This is a genomic window from Pseudomonas ovata, from assembly GCF_003131185.1.
GTDB lineage: Bacteria > Pseudomonadota > Gammaproteobacteria > Pseudomonadales > Pseudomonadaceae > Aquipseudomonas > Aquipseudomonas ovata.
This window is the reverse complement of record NZ_QFFU01000018.1, coordinates 35,328-54,563: the sequence shown is the minus strand read 5'-3', so window position 1 is coordinate 54,563 and position 19,236 is coordinate 35,328. Positions and strand designations below refer to the sequence as shown.

The 19,236-nt window shown below is 64.9% G+C and carries 19 protein-coding genes; 10 read left to right on the top strand and 9 right to left on the bottom strand.

Translation table 11 applies throughout. The features are described 5' to 3' along the window. Window positions 1-14: 14 nt before the first annotated feature. Window positions 15-581, top strand: a complete 567-nt coding sequence (gene nudE / locus DGA31_RS20695; RefSeq protein ID WP_056842074.1) for an ADP compounds hydrolase NudE — start codon at window positions 15-17, stop codon at window positions 579-581. Next, a complete protein-coding gene (gene cysQ / locus DGA31_RS20690) occupies window positions 578-1,420 on the top strand; it encodes a 3'(2'),5'-bisphosphate nucleotidase CysQ (RefSeq protein WP_109513811.1) in 843 nt (280 codons plus the stop codon). The genes nudE and cysQ overlap by 4 nt, the downstream gene beginning before the upstream one ends. A gap of 180 nt (window positions 1,421-1,600) precedes the next feature. Here the strand turns inward: cysQ and DGA31_RS20685 are convergent, their stop codons facing one another. From DGA31_RS20685 to rfbB, 7 genes are read right to left on the bottom strand one after another with little or no spacing between them, the layout of a single operon-like run. Further along, window positions 1,601-2,059, bottom strand: a complete 459-nt coding sequence (locus DGA31_RS20685) for a YiiD C-terminal domain-containing protein (protein WP_109513810.1) — start codon at window positions 2,057-2,059, stop codon at window positions 1,601-1,603. Next, window positions 2,056-3,441, bottom strand: coding sequence for a sigma-54-dependent transcriptional regulator (locus tag DGA31_RS20680; RefSeq protein ID WP_056842077.1), 1,386 nt, complete (start codon window positions 3,439-3,441; stop codon window positions 2,056-2,058). Before DGA31_RS20680 ends, DGA31_RS20685 begins: the two co-directional genes overlap by 4 nt. After that, window positions 3,438-5,252 (bottom strand): sensor histidine kinase, encoded by a 1,815-nt coding sequence (locus DGA31_RS20675; RefSeq protein WP_109513809.1) that lies wholly within the window; start codon window positions 5,250-5,252, stop codon window positions 3,438-3,440. The genes DGA31_RS20680 and DGA31_RS20675 overlap by 4 nt, the downstream gene beginning before the upstream one ends. A 54-nt stretch (window positions 5,253-5,306) precedes the next feature. Beyond that, window positions 5,307-6,182, bottom strand: a complete 876-nt coding sequence (rfbD, locus tag DGA31_RS20670) for a dTDP-4-dehydrorhamnose reductase (protein WP_109513808.1) — start codon at window positions 6,180-6,182, stop codon at window positions 5,307-5,309. After that, a complete protein-coding gene (gene rfbC / locus DGA31_RS20665; RefSeq protein ID WP_056842080.1) occupies window positions 6,179-6,727 on the bottom strand; it encodes a dTDP-4-dehydrorhamnose 3,5-epimerase in 549 nt (182 codons plus the stop codon). The genes rfbD and rfbC overlap by 4 nt, the downstream gene beginning before the upstream one ends. After that, window positions 6,724-7,599 carry a glucose-1-phosphate thymidylyltransferase RfbA gene (gene rfbA / locus DGA31_RS20660; protein ID WP_056842081.1) on the bottom strand — a complete coding sequence of 292 codons (876 nt, stop codon included), beginning with the start codon at window positions 7,597-7,599 and terminating at the stop codon, window positions 6,724-6,726. Before rfbA ends, rfbC begins: the two co-directional genes overlap by 4 nt. After that, window positions 7,596-8,678 carry a dTDP-glucose 4,6-dehydratase gene (gene rfbB / locus DGA31_RS20655; RefSeq protein WP_109513807.1) on the bottom strand — a complete coding sequence of 361 codons (1,083 nt, stop codon included), beginning with the start codon at window positions 8,676-8,678 and terminating at the stop codon, window positions 7,596-7,598. Before rfbB ends, rfbA begins: the two co-directional genes overlap by 4 nt. Window positions 8,679-8,935: 257 nt before the next feature. On the opposite strand from rfbB, the gene DGA31_RS20650 reads away from it, so the two are divergent. The 4 genes from DGA31_RS20650 to DGA31_RS20635 all read left to right on the top strand — a co-directional run bounded on the left by DGA31_RS20650 (window position 8,936) and on the right by DGA31_RS20635 (window position 15,063). Then, window positions 8,936-11,848, top strand: coding sequence for an aminotransferase (locus tag DGA31_RS20650; protein WP_109513806.1), 2,913 nt, complete (start codon window positions 8,936-8,938; stop codon window positions 11,846-11,848). 197 nt (window positions 11,849-12,045) lie between these two features. Next, window positions 12,046-13,158, top strand: coding sequence for an agmatine deiminase (gene aguA, locus DGA31_RS20645; RefSeq protein WP_109513805.1), 1,113 nt, complete (start codon window positions 12,046-12,048; stop codon window positions 13,156-13,158). Between the two features lie 248 nt (window positions 13,159-13,406). Then, on the top strand, window positions 13,407-13,541 hold the full coding sequence (locus DGA31_RS20640) for a hypothetical protein (protein WP_330219676.1): 135 nt from the start codon (window positions 13,407-13,409) through the stop codon (window positions 13,539-13,541). 241 nt (window positions 13,542-13,782) lie between these two features. Continuing rightward, a complete protein-coding gene (locus DGA31_RS20635; protein WP_109513804.1) occupies window positions 13,783-15,063 on the top strand; it encodes an OprD family porin in 1,281 nt (426 codons plus the stop codon). A gap of 81 nt (window positions 15,064-15,144) precedes the next feature. On the opposite strand, the gene ycaC is transcribed toward DGA31_RS20635, so the two are convergent. Next, complete coding sequence (gene ycaC, locus DGA31_RS20630; protein ID WP_109513803.1) at window positions 15,145-15,786, bottom strand: isochorismate family cysteine hydrolase YcaC; 642 nt, start codon at window positions 15,784-15,786, stop codon at window positions 15,145-15,147. Window positions 15,787-16,008: 222 nt separating this feature from the next. Here ycaC and DGA31_RS20625 point away from each other — a divergent pair, with 222 nt between their 5' ends. From DGA31_RS20625 to DGA31_RS20615, 3 genes are all read left to right on the top strand, one after another. Then, window positions 16,009-16,806 carry an AraC family transcriptional regulator gene (locus tag DGA31_RS20625; protein ID WP_109513802.1) on the top strand — a complete coding sequence of 266 codons (798 nt, stop codon included), beginning with the start codon at window positions 16,009-16,011 and terminating at the stop codon, window positions 16,804-16,806. A gap of 217 nt (window positions 16,807-17,023) precedes the next feature. Continuing rightward, window positions 17,024-17,197, top strand: coding sequence for a DUF1427 family protein (locus DGA31_RS20620; RefSeq protein WP_082481885.1), 174 nt, complete (start codon window positions 17,024-17,026; stop codon window positions 17,195-17,197). Between the two features lie 30 nt (window positions 17,198-17,227). Continuing rightward, complete coding sequence (locus tag DGA31_RS20615) at window positions 17,228-18,187, top strand: quinone oxidoreductase family protein (protein ID WP_109513801.1); 960 nt, start codon at window positions 17,228-17,230, stop codon at window positions 18,185-18,187. Between the two features lie 2 nt (window positions 18,188-18,189). On the opposite strand, the gene DGA31_RS20610 is transcribed toward DGA31_RS20615, so the two are convergent. Then, a complete protein-coding gene (locus tag DGA31_RS20610; protein WP_109513800.1) occupies window positions 18,190-18,726 on the bottom strand; it encodes a hypothetical protein in 537 nt (178 codons plus the stop codon). A gap of 133 nt (window positions 18,727-18,859) precedes the next feature. Between DGA31_RS20610 and DGA31_RS20605 the strand changes: the two genes are divergently transcribed. Next, the gene (locus DGA31_RS20605) at window positions 18,860-19,222 is read left to right on the top strand and encodes an SMI1/KNR4 family protein (protein ID WP_109513799.1); all 363 of its coding nucleotides are present in this window, start codon (window positions 18,860-18,862) and stop codon (window positions 19,220-19,222) included. The last annotated feature ends 14 nt before the right edge of the window (window positions 19,223-19,236 follow it).

Below are 19,236 nucleotides of genomic sequence, written 5' to 3'. Positions count from 1 at the left end.
CCAAGGAGTTTGTCATGCGTCAGAAACCCACTGTACTTGACCGTGAAATCGTCGCCAGCAGCCGCCTGTTCCGTGTCGAGGCCGTGCAGCTGCGCTTTGCCAACGGTGTTGAGCGCACCTACGAACGGCTGGTCGGGCGCGGCAACGGGTATGGCGCGGTGATGATCGTCGCCATGCGCGATGCCGACCATGCCCTGCTGATCGAAGAGTACTGCGGCGGCACCGAAGACTACGAGCTGTCATTGCCCAAGGGCCTGATCGAACCTGGCGAAGACGTGCTGGCCGCCGCCAACCGCGAGCTCAAGGAAGAAGCCGGCTTCGGCGCCCGCCAGCTTGAACACCTGACCGAACTGTCGCTGTCGCCGGGCTACATGAGCCAGAAAATCCAGGTGGTGCTGGCCACCGACCTGTACGAAGAGCGCCTTGAAGGTGACGAGCCCGAGCCGATCCGGGTCGAGGCCATCAACCTGCGCGACCTGGCCAGCCTGGCGCAGCACCCGCACTTCAGCGAAGGTCGTGCCCTGGCCGCCCTGTACCTGGCCCGCGATCTGTTGACCCAACGAGGAACCTTCCTGCCATGACCGACGTGCTCGACAACCTGCCTCATCCACTGCTGGCGCCGGTCGTGCGCCTGGCCCTGAAGGCGGGTGAGGCGATCCTGCCGTTCTGGCGCAATGGCGTGGCGGTGACGGCCAAGGCCGATGATTCGCCGGTGACCGCCGCCGACCTGGCCGCGCATCAGGTGCTGGTCGACGGCTTGCAGGCACTGGACCCGAGCATTCACGTGCTGTCCGAAGAAGACGCCAACATTGCCCAGGCCGAGCGCGCCACCTGGGAGCGCTGGTGGCTGGTCGATCCGCTGGACGGCACCAAGGAATTCATTGCCGGCAGCGAAGAGTTCACCGTCAACGTCGCGCTGATCGAGCGCGGGCAGGTGGTGTTCGGCGTGGTGTCGATGCCCACCAATGGCCGCTGCTGGCTGGGCGGCAAGGACCTGGGCGCCTGGCGCCGTGAAGCCGACGGGGCAGGCCAGGCCATCAGCGTGCGCACCGGGCCACCGGCCGGGCAGGGCGTGACCGTGGTTGCCAGCCGCCGCCATTCCAGCCCCGATCAGGAGCGGCTGCTGGCGGGACTGGCCGAGGCGGTGGGCGAGTTGCAACTGGCCAATATCGGCAGCTCGCTGAAATTCTGCCTGCTGGCCGAAGGCAGTGCCGATTGCTACCCGCGCCTGGCCCCGACCTCGCAATGGGACACCGCAGCGGCACAAGGCGTACTCGAAGGCGCCGGCGGCGTGGTATTGCAGCTCGACGGCCAGCCGTTCAGCTATCCGCCGCGTGAATCACTGCTCAACCCGTTCTTCCTCGCCCTGCCCGCCAACGCCCCCTGGCGCACCCGGCTGCTGGAGCTGGCCAGGGCGTGATGCCACCATCGTGGTTCGCGACCGATGGTCGCTGCTGCGTAATCCGCGTCATGACAAAGCCGTGGGAGCGACCAACGGTCGCGAAAGGGCCGATGCAGGCATCGCCTCTTCTGCATGGGATCGTCATTAGTCGCGGCTGAAGCGGATCGCCGCCCGGCCGCTCCTACGGTGCGTGCCTTGTTACCGATGCACCACGAATTGTCCGACAAACCGCACCGCGGCTGCCTCACTGGCCTGTTCGTGGATAAACGTGTGCAACGCCAGCCGCGCACGGCCGCGGCGCTGGTAGGTGGCGAGAAACCGCTCCCATGCCGCCTGCAGCGGCGCCTGGCACACCGCCACCGCGTCGCCGCGCACTGGCAGTGGGTAGTTGATCTGCCCGTCCTGAATCACGATATGCCCGTCGGTGATACCCGCCTCGCGCAGGCGCAGGTGCAGCCAGCCCCAGCCGGCCAGCACGGCGCCGCAATACAGGCTGCCGCCGAACAGCGTGCTCTTGTGGTTGACGTTGGGTGCCAACGGCAAATGCAGGCGCAGGCGGTGGCCTTGCCAGTCGATGACCTTCACGCCCATGTCGCGGGTCAGCGGGATGTCGTGGTGCAGCAGTTGCTCAAGGGCTTGCGCGGTGTGGGCGCTCATTCGTTGTCGTCCGGGTGGGTGCTGTGGTCACCAAAACTCAGGCCGTGCTTGCGCAGCTTGTCGTGCAGGGTCTTGCGCGGCAGGCCCAGGGCCTCGGCCAGGCTGCGCACCGAGGTGTGCGGGCGGGTCAGTTCGGCGGCGATCAGGGTGCGCTCGAAGTGCTCGACCTGCTCGCTCAGGCCGCCGCTGCTCAGCGGTGCCGGCGTGCCGGTCATGCCTTCCAGTTCCAGCTCCAGGCCCAGGGCAAAGCGTTCCGCGGCGTTTTGCAGCTCGCGTACATTGCCTGGCCAGTTGTGGCGCAGCAGCAAGGCCCGCTGGCCGGGCGTCAGCTCACGCTTGGGAATGCCATGGCGCTGGCTGGCCGCGTCGCTGTAGTGTTCGAACAGCATCAGTGCATCTTCACCGCGCTCGCGCAGTGGCGGAATGCGCAGTGAGGCGACATTGAGCCGGTAATACAGGTCGGCGCGGAAGCGGCCTTGGTCGGCGGCCTGGCGCAGGTCTTCCTTGGTGGCGGCAATGACGCGGATGTCCAGCGGGATCAACTGATTGCTGCCCATGCGTTCCACGGCGCGTTCCTGCAGCAAACGCAGGAGCTTGACCTGCACGTCCAGGCTCATGCTTTCGATTTCATCGAGAAACAGCGTGCCGCCATTGGCGAATTCGAACTTGCCGATGCGCCGCTTCTGCGCGCCGGTAAAGGCCCCCGGCTCATGGCCGAACAGCTCGCTCTCGACCACCGATTCAGCCAGGGCGCCGGCGTTGATGGCCACGAACGGCCCGTTGCGCCGGGCCGACAGGTCGTGCAGCGCGCGAGCAACCACCTCTTTGCCGGCACCGGTTTCGCCCAGGATCAGCACGTCGGCGCGGGTGCCGGCCAGGGCGCCGATCTGCTCGCGCAGGCGCAGCATGGAGGCCGACTGGCCCACCAGGCGGGTGCTCAGTTGCTGGCGGTCGCTCAGGGCCAGGCGCAAGCTGCGGTTGTCCAGCACCAGCCGGCGCAGGGCCAGGGCGCGGCGTACGCTGTCGAGCATGGCGTCACTGGGGAAGGGTTTTTCCAGAAAGTCGTAGGCGCCGGCGCGCATGGCCTTGACCGCCAGCGGCACGTCGCCGTGACCGGTGATCAGCAACACCGGCAGTTCCGGGTCCTGCTCGTGCAACTGGGCCAGCAGCTCCATGCCGTCCATGCCGTCCATGCGGATGTCACTGATCACCACCCCCGGCCAGTCGCGGCCGATGCGGCTGGCAAGGCCGGTGGCCGCCGGCAGGCTCAGGACGTTCAGGCCGGCCAGGTCCAGGGTCTGTTTCAGGGCCTGGCGCAGCAGTGAATCGTCGTCGATCAGCACCACTTGCACCTGGCTGTCGATGGCGGTATCGGCACTCATGCAGAAAGATCCTCGGGAGGTTGAAGATTGGCCCCGGACAATCCGGCGCGCAGCCGCAGGGTGATCAGCGCGCCGCCGCTGGTGTGATTGGCGAACAACAGCTCGCCGCCCAGCGCCCGCATCAGCGTGTCGCAGATCGCCAGGCCCAGCCCCAGGCCCTGGGTACGGGTCTTGGTGGTGAAGAACGGCTCACGCGCCCGCGCCATCGCTTCTTGCGAGAAGCCCGGGCCGTTGTCACGAATGTACAGGTTGACGCCCTCAGGGGTCGCCTCGGCACTGATCCACAGTTTACGCGGCGGACCTTTTTCGGTCAGCGCATCCAGCGCATTGGCCAGCAGGTTGCCCAACACCTGGCGCAGGCGGGTCTCGCCGGCCTGGACCCACAAGGTGGCCGCCGGCAGGTCGCGAATCAATTCCACCTCCATGGCCCGGCGACGCTTGGCCAGCAAGGCCAGGGCGTCTTCGAGCGCCGGTTGCAGGGCCACGCTTTCCGGGGCATGCGCGTCGCGCCGGGCAAAGGCGCGCAGGTGGGCGATGATCGAAGCCATGCGCCCGGTCAGTTCGCCGATCAGCTTGAGGTTGCCCCGGGCGTCGTCGGTGCGCTGGTGATCAAGCAGGATCTCGGCATTTTCCGCGTAGGTACGGATCGCCGCCAGCGGCTGGTTGAGCTCGTGGCTGATGCTGGCCGACATGGTGCCCAGCGCCGACAGTTTGCCGGCCTGCACCAGTTCGTCCTGGGCGCGCACCAGTTCCTGCTGGGCCTGTTCGCGTTCCAGCACTTCCTGGCGCAGGCGGCTGTTGAGGCCTTCCAGGTCGCTGGTGCGTTCCATGACCCGGCGCTCCAGTTCGCGGCGGGTCTTGCCCTCGAAGGCGATGCGCTCCAGGTAGTGGCGGCGGCGCTGCATCACCAGGCTGAGCAACAGCATGAGCACCAGCAAGGCGGCGCCACCGACTGCGACCACGGTGCGCACGGGACGGTCGATCAGCACGCGCGGGGCCAGGGCGTTGACCGTCCAGCCGGTTTCATCGATGGTCCGGGTCTGGGTAAGCCAGGCGCGTTCGTCGAGCTTGAGCGGGCGCGGGTCGCGGGTCGGGTAGGGCTGGATGGCGACGATGGCTTTCTTTTCTTCATCGCTCAAGGTCCGGGTGGCGTGGAAGCGCCAGGCCGGGTTGGAGGTCAGGATCACCACGCCGTTCTGGTCGGTCAGCAACAGCTGCACCGGGGTCTTGCCCCACAGGGTCTCGGTGTAGTCCAGGTCGATCTTGATCACCAGCACGCCGATCACGCTGTCGCCGTCGCGCACCGGGGCGGCGAAGAAGTAGCCGCGCTTGACCGAGGTGGTGCCCAGGCCGAAGAAACGCCCCAGCTTGCCGGCCAGCGCGTCGTTGAAGTACGGCCGGAACGAGAAATTGCGCCCCACGAAGCTGTCGTGCTGGTCGAAATTGGACGCCGCCAGGGTGCGGCCTTCCTTGTTCATCAGGTAGATGACGTCGGCGCCGGTCTGCCCGGTGATTTCGCGCAGCGCCTGGTTGGCGCCGTCGATGGCGCTGGGGTCGGCCGGAGTGCCCAGCGCGGTGCGCAGCGCCGGCAGATCGCCCAGAATCGGCGGCAGGGACTCGTAGCGGTGCAGGGTGCCCAGCAGGTTGGCGACGTACAGGTCCAGGGTCTGTCGGTTCTGGCTGGTCAACTCGCTGTGGTAATAACGCTCGGCCAGGTGCTCCAGCGGCCACAGCAAGGGCGCCAGGCACAGCGCCAGCAGGGCAAGGCTGCGCCAGCGAGGGCGGCGCGCAGGGGCGGCAGGTGTGCTCATCGATCCAGGGCCCGGGTGGTGGCCCGGGATCGGCGCCCGGGCATCAGGCCCGCATTATGCCTGCCGGGCGCTGGCCAGGCACTCCAGTAATGCGTGCTGCCAGTCGGGCTGGCTCACGCCCCATTCACGCGCCAGCCGGCTGCAGTCCAGGCGTGAATTGAGCGGGCGGGCCGCCGGCGTCGGGTAGGCGCTGGAGGCAATCGGCTCCAGCACCGCGCAGGGCTTGCCCTCGGCCAGCAACTGTTTGCCGATGGCCTGGGCAAAGCCGTACCAGGACGTCTCGCCACTGGCCGTCAGGTGGTAGACCCCCCAGGTCCCCGGCTGGCCGTCACGCCAGCGCTCGATCAGTTGCCGGGTGCTGTGGGCGATGGTGCCGGCCCAGGTCGGCGCGCCGATCTGGTCGGCGACCACGCTCAGGGTTTCGCGCTCCTGCAGCAGCTTTTGCATGGTCAGCAGGAAGTTGCGCCCGTGCAGTGAATACACCCAGCTGGTGCGCAGGATCAGGTGCTGCCCGCCCACCGCCTGAATGGCCTGTTCGCCGGCCAGCTTGCTGCTGCCGTAGATGCCCAGCGGGTGTGGCGCATCCTGCTCGGTGTAGGGCGAAGCCTTGCGCCCGTCGAACACGTAGTCGGTGGAATAGTGGATCAGCGGCACGCCAAGCCCGGCCGCCGCTTCGGCCAGCAGGCCGGGGGCAGTGGCGTTGATGGCGCGGGCCAGGCCCGGCTCCTTCTCGGCCTGGTCGACCGCCGTGTGCGCAGCGGCATTGATGATCAGGTCCGGTTGCGCGGCCTGCACGGCCTGGAGAATGGCATGTGGCTGGCTCAGGTCCAGTTGTTCGCGGCCCAGCACCTGCAGTTCGCCCAGGCCGGCCAGGCTGTGCTGCAAGTGGCGTGAAACCTGGCCGTGCTGGCCGGTAATCAGGATTTTCATAGGAACAGGTCAGCCTCGCTCAAGCGTTTGCCCTGCCGGTCCTTGGCCGACAACTGCGGCACCAGGCCGTCGAGCTGCCAGTCGATGGCCAGTTCCGGGTCGTCCCAGCGGATGCAACGCTCGGCGTCAGGGGTATAGAAGTCGGTGGTCTTGTACAGGAACTCGGCGCTTTCGCTCAACACCAGAAAGCCATGGGCAAAGCCCTCGGGAATCCATAGCTGGCGAAAATTGCTGCCCGACAGCCGGACCCCGACCCATTGCCCGAAGGTCATCGAGCTGCGGCGGATGTCCACGGCGATGTCGAGCACCTCGCCGGCGGTGACGCGCACCAGTTTGCCCTGCGGGTTGTCGATCTGGTAGTGCAGCCCGCGCAACACGCCTTGCTGCGAGCGCGAATGGTTGTCCTGGACGAACTGCGGGCGCAGGCCGGTGGCTTGGTTGAAGGCACGGGCGTTGAAGCTTTCGTAGAAGAAGCCCCGCTCGTCACCGAACACCTTGGGTTCGATGATGAGCACTTCGGGCAACTGGGTGGCAATGACATTCACGGATGTTCCCCTGCAATCTTGAACAGGTAGCGGCCGTAGCCGGTCTTGCCGAAGTATCCGGCGCGTTCGAGCAACTGGTCGCGGTCGATCCAGCCGTTCTGGTAAGCGATTTCTTCAAGGCATGCGACCTGCAGACCCTGGCGATGTTCGATGGTTTGCACATAGGCCGACGCATCGAGCAGGCTGTCATGGGTGCCGGTGTCGAGCCAGGCGAAGCCGCGACCGAAACGCTCGACACGCAAGGTGCCGCGTTGCAGGTAGGCGTTGTTGACGTCAGTGATCTCCAGCTCGCCGCGCGGCGAGGGCCTGACGTCCCGGGCGATGCGGATGACGTCGTTGTCATAGAAATACAGGCCGGTGACGGCATAGCTGGACTTGGGGACAGCGGGTTTTTCTTCGATCGACAGCGCCCGGCCCTGGGCGTCGAAGTCGACCACGCCGAAGCGCTCCGGGTCCTTGACCCAGTAGCCGAACACCGTGGCGCCTTCGGTCCGGTCCGCCGCCTGGCGCAGTTGTTCGCTGAAGTGCTGGCCGTGAAAGATGTTGTCGCCCAGGATCAGGCACACCGGATCGGTGCCGATGAACGACTCGCCGATCAGGAAGGCCTGCGCCAGTCCTTCAGGGCGGGGTTGTTCGGCATAGTGGAAGTTGACGCCGAACTGGCGGCCGTCCCCCAGCAGTTGCCGGTATTGCGGCAGGTCCTGCGGGGTGGAAATCACCAGAATGTCCTGGATGCCGGCCAGCATCAGTACCGAGATCGGGTAATAGATCATCGGTTTGTCGTAGACCGGCAACAACTGCTTGGAAATGCCCAGGGTAATAGGGTGCAAGCGGGTGCCGGAACCTCCGGCCAGAACAATCCCTTTTGTCATGCAATCAGATCCTTGTGTTCGGTAAAGCCCAGTCGTTGGCCTTGATAGCTGCCGTCCTGGACCCGGCGGCACCACTCCAGGTTGTCCAGGTACCACTGCACGGTCTTGCGCAGGCCGGTTGCAAAGGTTTCTTCAGGTGTCCAGCCCAGCTCGCGCTCGATCTTGCCGGCGTCGATGGCATAGCGCTGGTCGTGGCCGGGACGGTCGACCACGTGGGTGATCAGGTCGCTGTAGCGGGCCACGCCGGCCGGGTGCTGTGGCGCCAGCTCTTCAAGCAGCGCGCAGATGCCGCGCACCACGTCGATGTTCTTCTGCTCGTTATGGCCGCCGATGTTGTAGGTCTCGCCCACCGCGCCTTCGGTGACCACCTTGAGCAGCGCCCGGGCATGGTCTTCGACGTACAACCAGTCGCGCACCTGCAGGCCGTCGCCATACACCGGCAGCGGCTTGCCGGCCAGGGCATTGAGGATGATCAGCGGAATCAGCTTCTCCGGGAAATGGAACGGGCCGTAGTTGTTCGAGCAGTTGGTGACGATCACCGGCAGCCCATAGGTGCGCTGCCAGGCACGTACCAGGTGGTCGGACGCCGCCTTGCTGGCCGAGTAGGGCGAGCTGGGCGCGTAGGAAGTGGTTTCGGTGAACAGGTCGTCGACACCGTGCAGGTCGCCGTACACCTCGTCGGTGGAGATGTGATGGAAGCGAAACGCCTCGCGCTCGGCCGGCGGCAGGGTCAGCCAGTAGCCTCGCGTGGCTTCGAGCAGGCTGTAGGTGCCGACGATGTTGGTGTGGATGAACTCGGCCGGGCCGTCGATGGAGCGGTCGACGTGGGACTCGGCGGCCAGGTGCATGATGGCGTGCGGTGCAAAACGTGCCAGCACCGCACTGACGGCGGCCTGGTCGGCGATGTCGGTCTGCACGAATTCATAACGGGTGTCGCTGGCAATGCCGGCCAGCGATTCGAGGTTGCCGGCGTAGGTCAGCTTGTCGAGGTTCAACACTTCATGGGCGGTGTGCCGGATCAGGTGGCGGATCAGTGCGGAGCCGATGAAACCTGCGCCGCCGGTAACGAGAATTCGCATGGATGGACCTTTTCCTTGTGAACAATGGGGGTTTGATGGACATTCGCCACAGCATAGCGCGATCCCCCTGTGCGCAAGCAGGATCAGCCAAGACGACCGGCGGCCGTAATGAAATTATTCGATGGCGGGCGGCATAAGTGCCGGTAATCCGCCGTCGTCAAATCGCTGCGATTTTGGCCAATGGCCCGCCGCATCCTATAGTGCTCAATTGCATTGTCATGCCGGTCTGCTCCAGCAATCACTTCCTGAGGTCTTCCATGCCGCTTGCCACCCTGATTCGCCGCTCCAGCCTGCCTTGCCCGCTCGTCAGCCTCGATCAGGCCCGGATGCTGTTGGCGCAGCATTACGGCCTCGGCGGTACGCTCAAGGTGCTGGGCAGCCAGCAGGACTGCAACCTGCTGCTCGACACCGGCGAGGCGCGCTATGTGCTGAAAATCTGCCACGGCGACTACAGCCCGCTGGAGCTGGACGCCCAGCATGCCGCCTTGCAGCACCTGGCCGGCCAGCCGGGTATCTGCGTGCCCGAGGTGGTCACCGCCGGCAATGGCGAAACACGACTGTCGTTGAATCTGGAGGGGCAGGCGGTGCATGCCCGGCTGCTGACGTTCATCGACGGCCAGTCGCTGGGCCATGCCGGTTACCTGGGGCATGACGTGGTGACGGCCCTGGGCGAGCTGTGCGCACGGGTCGACCGGGCACTGCAAGACTTCACCCACCCAGGCCTTGAGCGGGTACTGCAGTGGGACCCGCGCCACGCCAATGCCCTGGCGCGCCACCTGCTGCCGGTCATCGATGACACCGACGAGCGCGCCTGCCTGCACGAAGCCGTCGAGCAGGCCCGCCAGCGGCTGGTGCCGTTGATTCCGGCACTGCCGTTACAGGCGGTGCACCTGGACATCACCGACCACAACGTGGTCTGGGCCCGCAGCCCACAGCGCGCCTGGCACGTACAGGGGCTGATCGACTTCGGCGACCTGCTGACCACCTGGCGGGTGGCCGACCTGTCGGTCACCTGCGCGGCCTTGCTGCACCATGCCGGCGGTGACCCGCTGTACATCCTGCCGGCCATCCGTGCCTACCACGCGATCAACCCGCTGTGCCTCGAAGAGCTCCAGGCCCTGTGGCCGCTGATTGTCGCCCGCGCCACCGTGCTGGTGCTCAGCAGCGAGCAACACGTCAGCATCGAGCCAGGCAATGCCTATATCCAGGCCAACCTGGACGGCGAATGGTCGATTTTCGACGTTGCCACCTCGATGCCGATGGCGCTGATGGAGGCGGCAATCCTGCATGCCGTGGGCCTGGAGGCACCGTCCAAGGTCCAGCCCGCCTGGCGCCCGTTGCTGCCGAGCCTGGCCGGGCGCGGCTTCTGCACGGTGGACCTGGGTGTGCTCAGCGAGCATTTCGAGGCCGGCAACTGGGAGCAGGACGGCATCGACGAACGCCTGCTGGCGCAGACCGCCCGGCAGACCGGGCTGGCCGCCAGCCGCTATGGCGAATACCGCCTGTCACGCACGCTGCCCGATTGCAGCCGCGAGCCCGACACCTGCGCGCTGCATGTCGAATTGCACCTGCCACCGGACACGGTGGTGCATGTGCCGTTTACCGCCACCCTGCGCCAGACCGCCGATGCCGCCCTGGTACTGGTCGGCGAGACCTTCAGCCTCAAGCTGTGGGGCGTGGCCTGCGACCTGCCGTCCGGCTGCCCGCTGGCGGCAGGTCAGGTGCTGGGGGGCAGCGACGGTGTATTGCTGCTGCAACTGTGCAGTGAGGCCGGGATCACGCCGCCGTTGTTCACCACCCCGGCCTGGGCGCCGGCCTGGCAGCAGCTGGCGCCGTCGCCGGCGGCCCTGCTGGGCTTTGATTGCAATGCCCCGGCGCTGCAGGACGCGGCTGTGCTGCTGGCCCGGCGCGACGCCAGTTTTGCCCGCTCGCAGAAGCACTATTACCAGGCGCCGCCCCAGATCGAGCGCGGCTGGCGCAATCACCTGATCGACATGCAGGGTCGCTCGTACCTGGACATGCTCAACAACGTGGCGGTGCTCGGCCACGGCCATCCGCGCATGGCCCGTGAAGCGGCACGCCAATGGTCGCTGCTGAACACCAATTCGCGCTTTCACTACGCGGCCATTGCCGAATTTTCCGAGCGCCTGCTCGAACGCGCACCGGCCGGCATGGACCGGGTGTTCCTGGTCAACAGCGGCACCGAGGCCAACGACCTGGCGATCCGCCTGGCCTGGGCCTACAGCGGCGGGCGCGACATGCTCAGCGTGCTGGAGGCCTACCACGGCTGGTCAGTGGCCACCGATGCGATTTCCACCTCCATTGCCGATAACCCGCAAGCGTTGACCACCCGGCCCGACTGGGTGCACCCGGTCACTGCACCCAACACCTATCGCGGGCCGTTTCGTGGTCCTGAGAGCACCGCCGACTATGTGCGCCATGTCGATGAAACCCTGGCCACGCTGGACGGGCAGGGCCGCCAGGTGGCCGGGTTCATCTGCGAGCCGGTGTATGGTAACGCCGGGGGTATTTCCCTGCCGCCGGGCTACCTGCAACAGGTGTATGGCCAGATTCGTCAGCGCGGCGGGGTGTGCATCGCCGATGAGGTGCAGGTTGGCTATGGCAGGCTGGGCGAATATTTCTGGGGCTTCGAAGAGCAGGGCGTGGTGCCGGACATCATTACCCTGGCCAAGGGCATGGGCAACGGCCACCCACTGGGCGCAGTGATCACCCGCCGCGAGATCGCCGAGGCGCTGGAGGCCGAGGGTTACTTCTTTTCGTCCTCCGGTGGCAGCCCGGTCAGTTGCCGCATCGGCCTGGCGGTACTGGACGTGATGGCACAGGAAAAACTGTGGGACAACGCCCGCATCGTCGGCGGCCACTTCAAGGCGCGTCTTGAGGCGCTGGCCGATAAACATCCGCTGGTGGGCGCGGTGCATGGCATGGGCTTCTACCTGGGCGTCGAACTGGTGCGCGACCGCCAGACTCTGGAGCCGGCCAGCGAGGAGACCGCCTACCTGTGCGAACGCTTGCGTGAGCTGGGCATCTTCATGCAACCGACCGGCGACTACCTGAACATCCTCAAGATCAAGCCGCCAATGTGCACCACGGCGCAGAGCGTGGACTTCTTCGTCGACAGCGTGTCGAAGGTGCTGCGCGAGCTGGAATAAAACCCCACCATCGTGTGCCAGGCAGGCACACTATTTAATGGATTTATATCTGGATAAATACCGATTGTTGGAGCAGTAAAAATCCAGAACGCTTCAAATGCCGATTATTATCGGCTATAACACGCTTCTCAAATCGTCATGGCCTGTCTGTCATGATGGTCCACCGTTCTCGACCGTTTACCGGAGTCCTGACAGCCATGACCACCCTCACCAGCACACCGCGCGCCGATGGCTTTTACATGCCGGCCGAATGGGCGCCGCAGACCCAGGTCTGGATGCTCTGGCCCGAGCGGCCGGACAACTGGCGGCTGGGCGCCAAGCCGGTGCAGGCGGCGCATGCCGAACTGGCCCATGCCATCGCCCGCTTCGAGCCGGTGACCGTCGGGGTGTCTGCCGCCCAGTACGACAACGCCCTGGCATGCCTGGACGCGCCGAATATCCGGGTTGTGGAGATCAGTAACGATGATGCCTGGGTGCGCGACACCGGTCCGACCTTCGTCATCGACCACCACGGCCAGGTGCGCGGCGTGGACTGGGATTTCAACGCCTGGGGCGGTTTCGACGGTGGCCTGTACTTCCCCTGGAACCGCGACGCCCAGGTGGCCGGCAAGATCCTCGGCATGGAGCGTACGGCGCGCTATGCCACGCCAGGCTTTGTACTTGAAGGCGGTTCGATCCATGTCGACGGCGAAGGCACCCTGATCACCACCGAAGAGTGCCTGCTCAATCGCAACCGTAACCCGCACCTGAACCGCGAACAGATCGAGGCGGTACTCAGCGACACCCTGGCGGTCGACAAGGTTATCTGGCTGCCCGACGGCCTGTACAACGACGAAACCGACGGGCATGTGGATAACTTCTGCTGCTACGTGCGCCCCGGCGAAGTGCTGCTGGCCTGGACCGACGACCCGCAGGACCCCAACTATCCGCGTTGCCAGGCCGCCCTGCAGGTGCTGGAAAACACCCCTGATGCGCAAGGCCGCACATTGATCGTGCACAAGATGCCGATTCCCGGCCCGCTGTATGCCACCGCTGAGGAGTGTGCCGGCGTCGACAAGGTGCACGGCAGCCAGGAACGCGACCCTTCTGTGCGCCTGGCGGGCTCCTATGTGAACTTCCTGATCGTCAACGGCGGCATCATCGCGCCGTCTTTCGACGATCCCTTGGACGAAACTGCACGGCAGATTCTGCAACGGGTATTCCCGGAACACCTGGTGGTCATGGTCCCGGGCCGTGAACTGCTGCTGGGCGGGGGTAATATTCATTGCCTGACCCAGCAGCAGCCGGCTTCCCGAGTCGATCAGGACTGAGGGCCGGTCAGGTTGGTCCTGTTCTTGCTGGCAAAAGCCCATCTATTGATGGGCTTTTTTTCGGGTAACGCTTTGTAGCACTAATCCGGGCGTCCATTTCTGGGTAGTCAGCCAGTTGTTTCGCCTGCCTGTCACACGCGGGCGGTACAGTTGGCCCCCTCATGACAAGAGGTTGTCCCACTATGAACGCAGGTATTATCCCGAACGCTCCACGGGGTCTGTCCGTCAGTAGCGAGGCTCGCAAAATCATGGCTGACTGGCTGCGCAGGACCCGCCTGCCCAGGCCGCGCCCCGATACCCGATTGATGCTGATCGAGCGTTATCCGCGAGGGCTGTTCAGCGAAGCAGAGCTACAGGCCCTGGTCACCATTATCGAAGAATGAAGCCTTGGGCCACCCTGAAATGGCTCTGGGCCAGGCCTTTGCCTGTTTGACACCCCCCGAGGGCGCGACTAGGATTCGCCCCCAACGCCTGTGGCCACGCGCCGCGTACGTGCATCAGTAGACCACTGCGATGATTTCGTTCGGCCTTTATGCCCTGCGCTCTGCACGCGCATAGAGCCTCACGGGTGACCCAAGAGCTGCGGGTCACAGTGCGTTAATCATTCGTCAAAGGAAAACAACAATGCTTAACAAACGTATGGGCGTTCTCGCACTGGGCGTCTTCAGCGCCACCCAGGCCATGGCGCAAAGCCAGGCCCAATCCCAAGGCTTCGTCGAAGACAGCCACCTGACCCTGAACGCACGCAATGCCTACATCAGCCGTGACTACAAGAACGGCAATCAGGACAAGGCCGAGTGGGGCCAGGCCTTCATGGGCAACTTCACCTCCGGTTTCACCCAGGGCACCGTTGGCGTGGGCGTTGACGCCTTTGCCTTGTACGGCGTGCGCCTGGACGGCGGCCGCGGCAAGAGCGGGGCCGGCGGCATCGACTTCTTCAAGCAGGGCGACAGCGGCCAGGCCGCCGACGACCTGGCCCGCGTGGGCGCTGCGGTCAAGGCTCGCGTCTCCAATACCGTGATCAAGTACGGCGACCAGATGCCGCAACTGCCGGTGCTGAGCTACGACAACGGTCGCCTGCTGCCGGAAAGCTTCACCGGTACGTACATCAGCTCCAGGGAAATCGAAAACCTTGAAGTGGTGGCCGGTCGTTTCACCAGCCAGGTGCGCAAGAGCGCCACCGGCCACGACAGCGGTGGCCTGAAAAGCATCAACGTCTACGGTGCCAGCTACAAGTTCAGCGAAGCGTTCAGTGCTTCGGCCTACGCCTCGGACAACGAAGACGTGTTCAAGAAGCAATACGTCAACCTGAACTACGTGTTTGCCCTGCCTTCCGAGCAGTCGCTGACCTTTGACTTCAATGGCTACAAGACCAAGCTTGATCGTGACTTCTCGGCCGACGCTGCCGCCGGCGAACGCGACAACAAGATCTGGAGCCTGGCCGCGACCTGGGCGGTGGGCATCCACAGCTTCACCCTGGCGCACCAGCGCAGCTCCGGCGACACCGGCTACAACTATGGTTTCTACCAGAGTGCCGGCGCGTACAGCGATGGCGGCAACTCTATCTACCTGGCCAACTCGTTCTGGTCGGACTTCAACGCCAAGGACGAGCGCTCCTGGCAAGTGGGCTACGGCGTCGACCTGTCCGGTCTGGTGCTGCCTGGCCTGAGCTACAAGACCGCTTACGTGCGCGGCACCAACATTGACGACGGCACCAACCGCGGCAATGGCACCGAGCGCGAAATCTTCAGCCAGCTGACCTACGTGGTCCAGAGTGGCCCGGCCAAGGACCTGTCGCTGCGCCTGCGCAACTCGTTCCTGCGGGTGTCGGACAACGCCAGCGCCTATAACAGCGAAGGCAACGAAACCCGTATCTTCATCGACTACCCGATCAACGTGTTCTGATCGCGGTTGATGTCGACATGAAAAAGCCAGGGCCCGCATGACGCGGGCCCTGGCTTTTTTGTTGGCGCGATCAAAAATCGCTTACCGTGCAGTCAACGCCGCGTAGCCATTCATCAGGTTGCGGTAGTTGGGGATGCGCTGGGACAGCAGGTTGCCCAGGCCTTCAATGTCGTTGCGCCAGTCGCGGTGCAGCTCGCAGGCCACCGAGAACCAGTTCATCAGTTGCGCACCGGCCTGGCTCATGCGGTTCCACGCGGCCTGCTGCACGGTTTCGTTGAAGGTGCCCGACGCATCGGTGACCACGAACACTTCAAAGCCTTCAGCCAGCGCCGACAGGGTCGGGAAGGCTACGCAGACATCGGTGACCACACCGGCAATGATGATCTGCTTGCGGCCGGTGGCCTTGATTGCCTTGACGAAGTCTTCGTTGTCCCAGGCATTGATCTGGCCAGGGCGGGCGATGTACGGCGCGTCCGGGAACATCTCTTTCAGCTCTGGCACCAGCGGGCCATTAGGGCCTTGCTCGAAGCTGGTGGTGAGGATGGTCGGCAGCTCGAAGAACTTGGCCAGGTCGGCCAGGGCCAGCACGTTGTTCTTGAACTCGTTGGGCGAGAAGTCCTGCACCAGCGAGATCAGGCCGGTCTGGTGGTCGACCAGCAGTACGATGGCATCGTCCTTGTTCAGGCGGCTGTAGGTTGGGGCGTTGGTGGCTTGAGTGGTCATGGCGTAGATCCTTTATCTGAGAGTTTTGAGGTTCGGTAATCAGCGGTGTCGCTCAACATGGGTACAGATTAAGGATTCACCACAAAGGGATAAATCGGCTGAAACGGGTTTTACTGTCCACTGATGGTGGACAATTCACATCAGCCCGGTGTCAGGGGTGTCTATAGGCCCCGGCACTTCGCTACCCTGTGCCACTCTTCTTCTTGGCTGCGATGACCCGCTATGGCCCTGGCCGCTCCACCCGACCTCACCGACACCGCTGTTCCCGTGCAACCCCTGGCGCGCACCTACCCGCGCGGGCTGTACATCGAGCCGCACCAGCATGTGTGGGGCCAGGTGCTGTATGCCGCTTCCGGGGTGATGTGGGTCGAGACGCCCGGCGAGGCGCTGGTGGTTCCGCCGCAGCGGGCCGTGTGGTTGCCGCCGGGTGTGGATCACGGCATTCGCGTGGTGTCGGACCTGGAGATGCGCAATATCTACCTGCGCCCGGCGATTGCCCGCACCCTTGAGGGCACCGTGCAGGTGTTCGAAGTCGGCGGCCTGCTGCGCGAACTGATCATCGGCCTGGTGGCCCTGGACCGCGAAGGCGAGCCGGACTACTACGACGCGCTGGTCAACCTGGCCCTGCTGGAATTGCAGCGCGCCCGGCGCTCGCTGATCCGCATCCCCATGCCTGACGGCGCCGACCGGCGCCTGATGAACTTGTGCCAGGCGGTGATCGACGAGCCGTCGTTGAGCATTGCCTTCGAGCAACACGCCGAAACCGCCGGTGCCAGTGTGCGCACCCTGGCACGCCTGTTCCAGACCCGCCTGGGCATGGGCTTTGCCGAATGGCGCCGCCAGGTGCAACTGGCCACCGCCGTGGCCCGGCTGATCCAGGGCCAGCCGGTCAGCACCATCGCCCGCACCCTGGGCTACTCGCCCAGCAGTTTCAGCGACATGTTCCGCCGAGAACTGGGCATGGCGCCCTCGCAATACACCACAACCCCGGTCTTGCAGGAAACCACCCTGTGTCGCTGACACCGCGCCAAGGCGGCGCGCCAAGGCGGCACGCTGTCGCACAGCAAACACTGTGCTGTGGGAGGGAGCTCTGCCGGAATGCCGGGGCGCGAATCGGTGTCGCATGATCGCCGCCCGGCCAATCCCTCAACCTGGCCGATAACCAGAAGTCCTTGGCCGGCAGCCGTCGCGCCATCTCCCTAGACTGCGGGCATTCCCTGATTGCCCGGAGCTCATCATGAGTTTTGTCATTTCCCTCGCCATTGGTCTCGCTGTCGGCGTGCTGTACAGCGTGCTGGATTTTCGATCGCCAGCGCCGCCCGCCGTGGCGCTGGTCGGCCTGCTGGGCATGCAATTGGGCGAAAAAGCCTGGCCGATGGGCAAGCAACTGCTCAGCCAATGGCTGTCCTGAACCTTTCTTCTCTTGCGACTGGAGTCACTGATGAACGCACTGCAATTTTCCCGCACCGGCGACCTGGCGGCCCTGGCCTGTGTCGAGTTGCCTGTCCCGGTGCCTGCCGACGGCGAGGTGTTGATCGAGGTCAAGGCGGCGGGGCTCAACCCCAGTGATGTGAAAAACGTCCTCGGACGCTTTCCGTACACCACCTTGCCGCGTGTGCCGGGGCGTGACTTTGCCGGTGTGGTGGTCGAAGGGCCGCAGGCGTTGCTGGGCAAGGCGGTGTGGGGCACCGGCAAGGAGCCGGGGTTCTTTCGGGATGGCTCGCACGCCCGCTGGCTGACTCTGCCGGCCAGCGGCGTGGCGCTCAAGCCTGAAGCGCTGAGCTTTGCCCAGGCTGCCAGCCTTGGCGTGCCGTACACCACCGCCTGGGACGCCTTGCAGCGCAGCCAGGTGAATGCACAAACCCGCCTGCTGGTGATCGGCGGCAACGGTGCCGTAGGCAGTGCAGCGCTGGCGCTGGGTCGCGTATTGGGGGCGCAGGTGCTGGGCGCGGTGCGCCGCCCCGAACAGCAACAGGCACTGGCCGCCGACGGCTTCGACAGCATCGTGCTGGGCCAGCCAGAGGCCTTGGCCGGGCAAGTGGACGCCCACTTCCAGGGCGGCGCCGATGTGATCTTCGACACCACCGGTTTCTGGCTGCCGGCCTCGGTGGCAGCATTGGCCACCTGGGGCCGCATCGCGATCATCGCCGCGCCCGTCGACGGCCAGGTGCAACTGCCGTCCCTGGCCTTGTACCGCAAGGGCGGCTCGGTGGTCGGCATCAACTCGCTGCTGTATGACTGCCAGGCCTGCGCAGCCATGCTCGATCAGTTCGGCCGCTTCTTCGACCAGGGCCTGCTGGCGTTGCCCACCGGCCTGGTGGAGTCGCCGCTCAGCGAAGGGCTGGCGCGCTATGCCGAAGTCAACGGAGGCCGCAGCGACAAGATCATCCTGATGCCCTGACCTCAGCTGTCGAGGGTCAATATCTGCAGAAAGAGCGCGAAAAAGCCGAAGAACACCCAGAAAATGCTGAACAGCCAGGGCGCCCGCTTGGAAAACAGCAGGGACTTCTTCGGCCCGGTCTCGCTCGATTCCCAGTCACTGAACAGCGGCGAGTCGTCATAGGTCAGGCCGATGACCGGCTCGCTGCTCAGCAACTGCCCCTGCTTATGGTGCCAGTGCTCGATGATTTCGCACGCTGCACGAATCCCCGGCCAGGCGCTCACGGTGTTGAGCAGCCCCAGCAAGGCCAGCATCGGCGGGATGACCACGGTAAAGATCATGCCCCAGTCGGGGTTGGTGTTGGCCATCGACGAGGCGTAGGCAATCACCAGGAACGACTGCGCCGTGAGGTAGGCGTTGGTGCGGTTGGACAGGTTGGTGGTCTCGTACTGGATCTCGCGCCGGTAGAAATCCAGGCGCTCCTTGGGCGTGCCAAAGAGCCGGGTGTTCTGGTCTTTCACCACTTCTTCGGGTGTTTCGTCGGTAATGATTCTGGGCACGCGGTTAACCCTGCAATGAACGATCAGCCCGGTAGACTGCCGGGGCGGGTGTGGGGTTCGAGTGGTGTGACGCAAGGTCATGTTCAACCGATCGCGTTATCCTGCGCCGATCATTTCTGCCAGGCCCGCCCGTATGCCCCCTTCACTCAACGACGACTTCGCCGCTCTGGAACACTGGCTCGGCCAGCCGCTGGCGCCTGCCTTGCGCACGCACCTGATCCAGGCCAACGGTGCCAGCTGCGGCGACTACGTTTGCTTTTACGCGCCCGCCGAGCTGCTGGAACGTAACAAAACCTATGAGGTGCAGTCTTACTGCCCAGGCTGGTTGACCATTGGTGACGATGGCGGCGGCCGGGCGGTGATGGTGTCGCCCGGCCTGGAACCGGCGACGGTGTTTCTGGTCGATCATGGCAGCATGGCGCGCGAGGAATTTCACGCGGTGGCCGATGAACTGCGGGTATGGATTGATCAGGACTGCCCGTTGCCGATGGACTGAACAGTACGGGGGAA

What these genes read in the sequence shown, in the direction of transcription:
- nudE (WP_056842074.1), top strand. Translation starts at nt 15, where the DNA reads ATGCGTCAGAAACCCACTGTACTTGACCGTGAAATCGTCGCCAGCAGC.
- cysQ (WP_109513811.1), top strand. Translation starts at nt 578, where the DNA reads ATGACCGACGTGCTCGACAACCTGCCTCATCCACTGCTGGCGCCGGTC.
- DGA31_RS20685 (WP_109513810.1), bottom strand. Translation starts at nt 2,059, where the DNA reads ATGAGCGCCCACACCGCGCAAGCCCTTGAGCAACTGCTGCACCACGAC.
- DGA31_RS20680 (WP_056842077.1), bottom strand. Translation starts at nt 3,441, where the DNA reads ATGAGTGCCGATACCGCCATCGACAGCCAGGTGCAAGTGGTGCTGATC.
- DGA31_RS20675 (WP_109513809.1), bottom strand. Translation starts at nt 5,252, where the DNA reads ATGAGCACACCTGCCGCCCCTGCGCGCCGCCCTCGCTGGCGCAGCCTT.
- rfbD (WP_109513808.1), bottom strand. Translation starts at nt 6,182, where the DNA reads ATGAAAATCCTGATTACCGGCCAGCACGGCCAGGTTTCACGCCACTTG.
- rfbA (WP_056842081.1), bottom strand. Translation starts at nt 7,599, where the DNA reads ATGACAAAAGGGATTGTTCTGGCCGGAGGTTCCGGCACCCGCTTGCAC.
- rfbB (WP_109513807.1), bottom strand. Translation starts at nt 8,678, where the DNA reads ATGCGAATTCTCGTTACCGGCGGCGCAGGTTTCATCGGCTCCGCACTG.
- DGA31_RS20650 (WP_109513806.1), top strand. Translation starts at nt 8,936, where the DNA reads ATGCCGCTTGCCACCCTGATTCGCCGCTCCAGCCTGCCTTGCCCGCTC.
- aguA (WP_109513805.1), top strand. Translation starts at nt 12,046, where the DNA reads ATGACCACCCTCACCAGCACACCGCGCGCCGATGGCTTTTACATGCCG.
- DGA31_RS20640 (WP_330219676.1), top strand. Translation starts at nt 13,407, where the DNA reads ATGGCTGACTGGCTGCGCAGGACCCGCCTGCCCAGGCCGCGCCCCGAT.
- DGA31_RS20635 (WP_109513804.1), top strand. Translation starts at nt 13,783, where the DNA reads ATGCTTAACAAACGTATGGGCGTTCTCGCACTGGGCGTCTTCAGCGCC.
- ycaC (WP_109513803.1), bottom strand. Translation starts at nt 15,786, where the DNA reads ATGACCACTCAAGCCACCAACGCCCCAACCTACAGCCGCCTGAACAAG.
- DGA31_RS20625 (WP_109513802.1), top strand. Translation starts at nt 16,009, where the DNA reads ATGGCCCTGGCCGCTCCACCCGACCTCACCGACACCGCTGTTCCCGTG.
- DGA31_RS20620 (WP_082481885.1), top strand. Translation starts at nt 17,024, where the DNA reads ATGAGTTTTGTCATTTCCCTCGCCATTGGTCTCGCTGTCGGCGTGCTG.
- DGA31_RS20615 (WP_109513801.1), top strand. Translation starts at nt 17,228, where the DNA reads ATGAACGCACTGCAATTTTCCCGCACCGGCGACCTGGCGGCCCTGGCC.
- DGA31_RS20605 (WP_109513799.1), top strand. Translation starts at nt 18,860, where the DNA reads ATGCCCCCTTCACTCAACGACGACTTCGCCGCTCTGGAACACTGGCTC.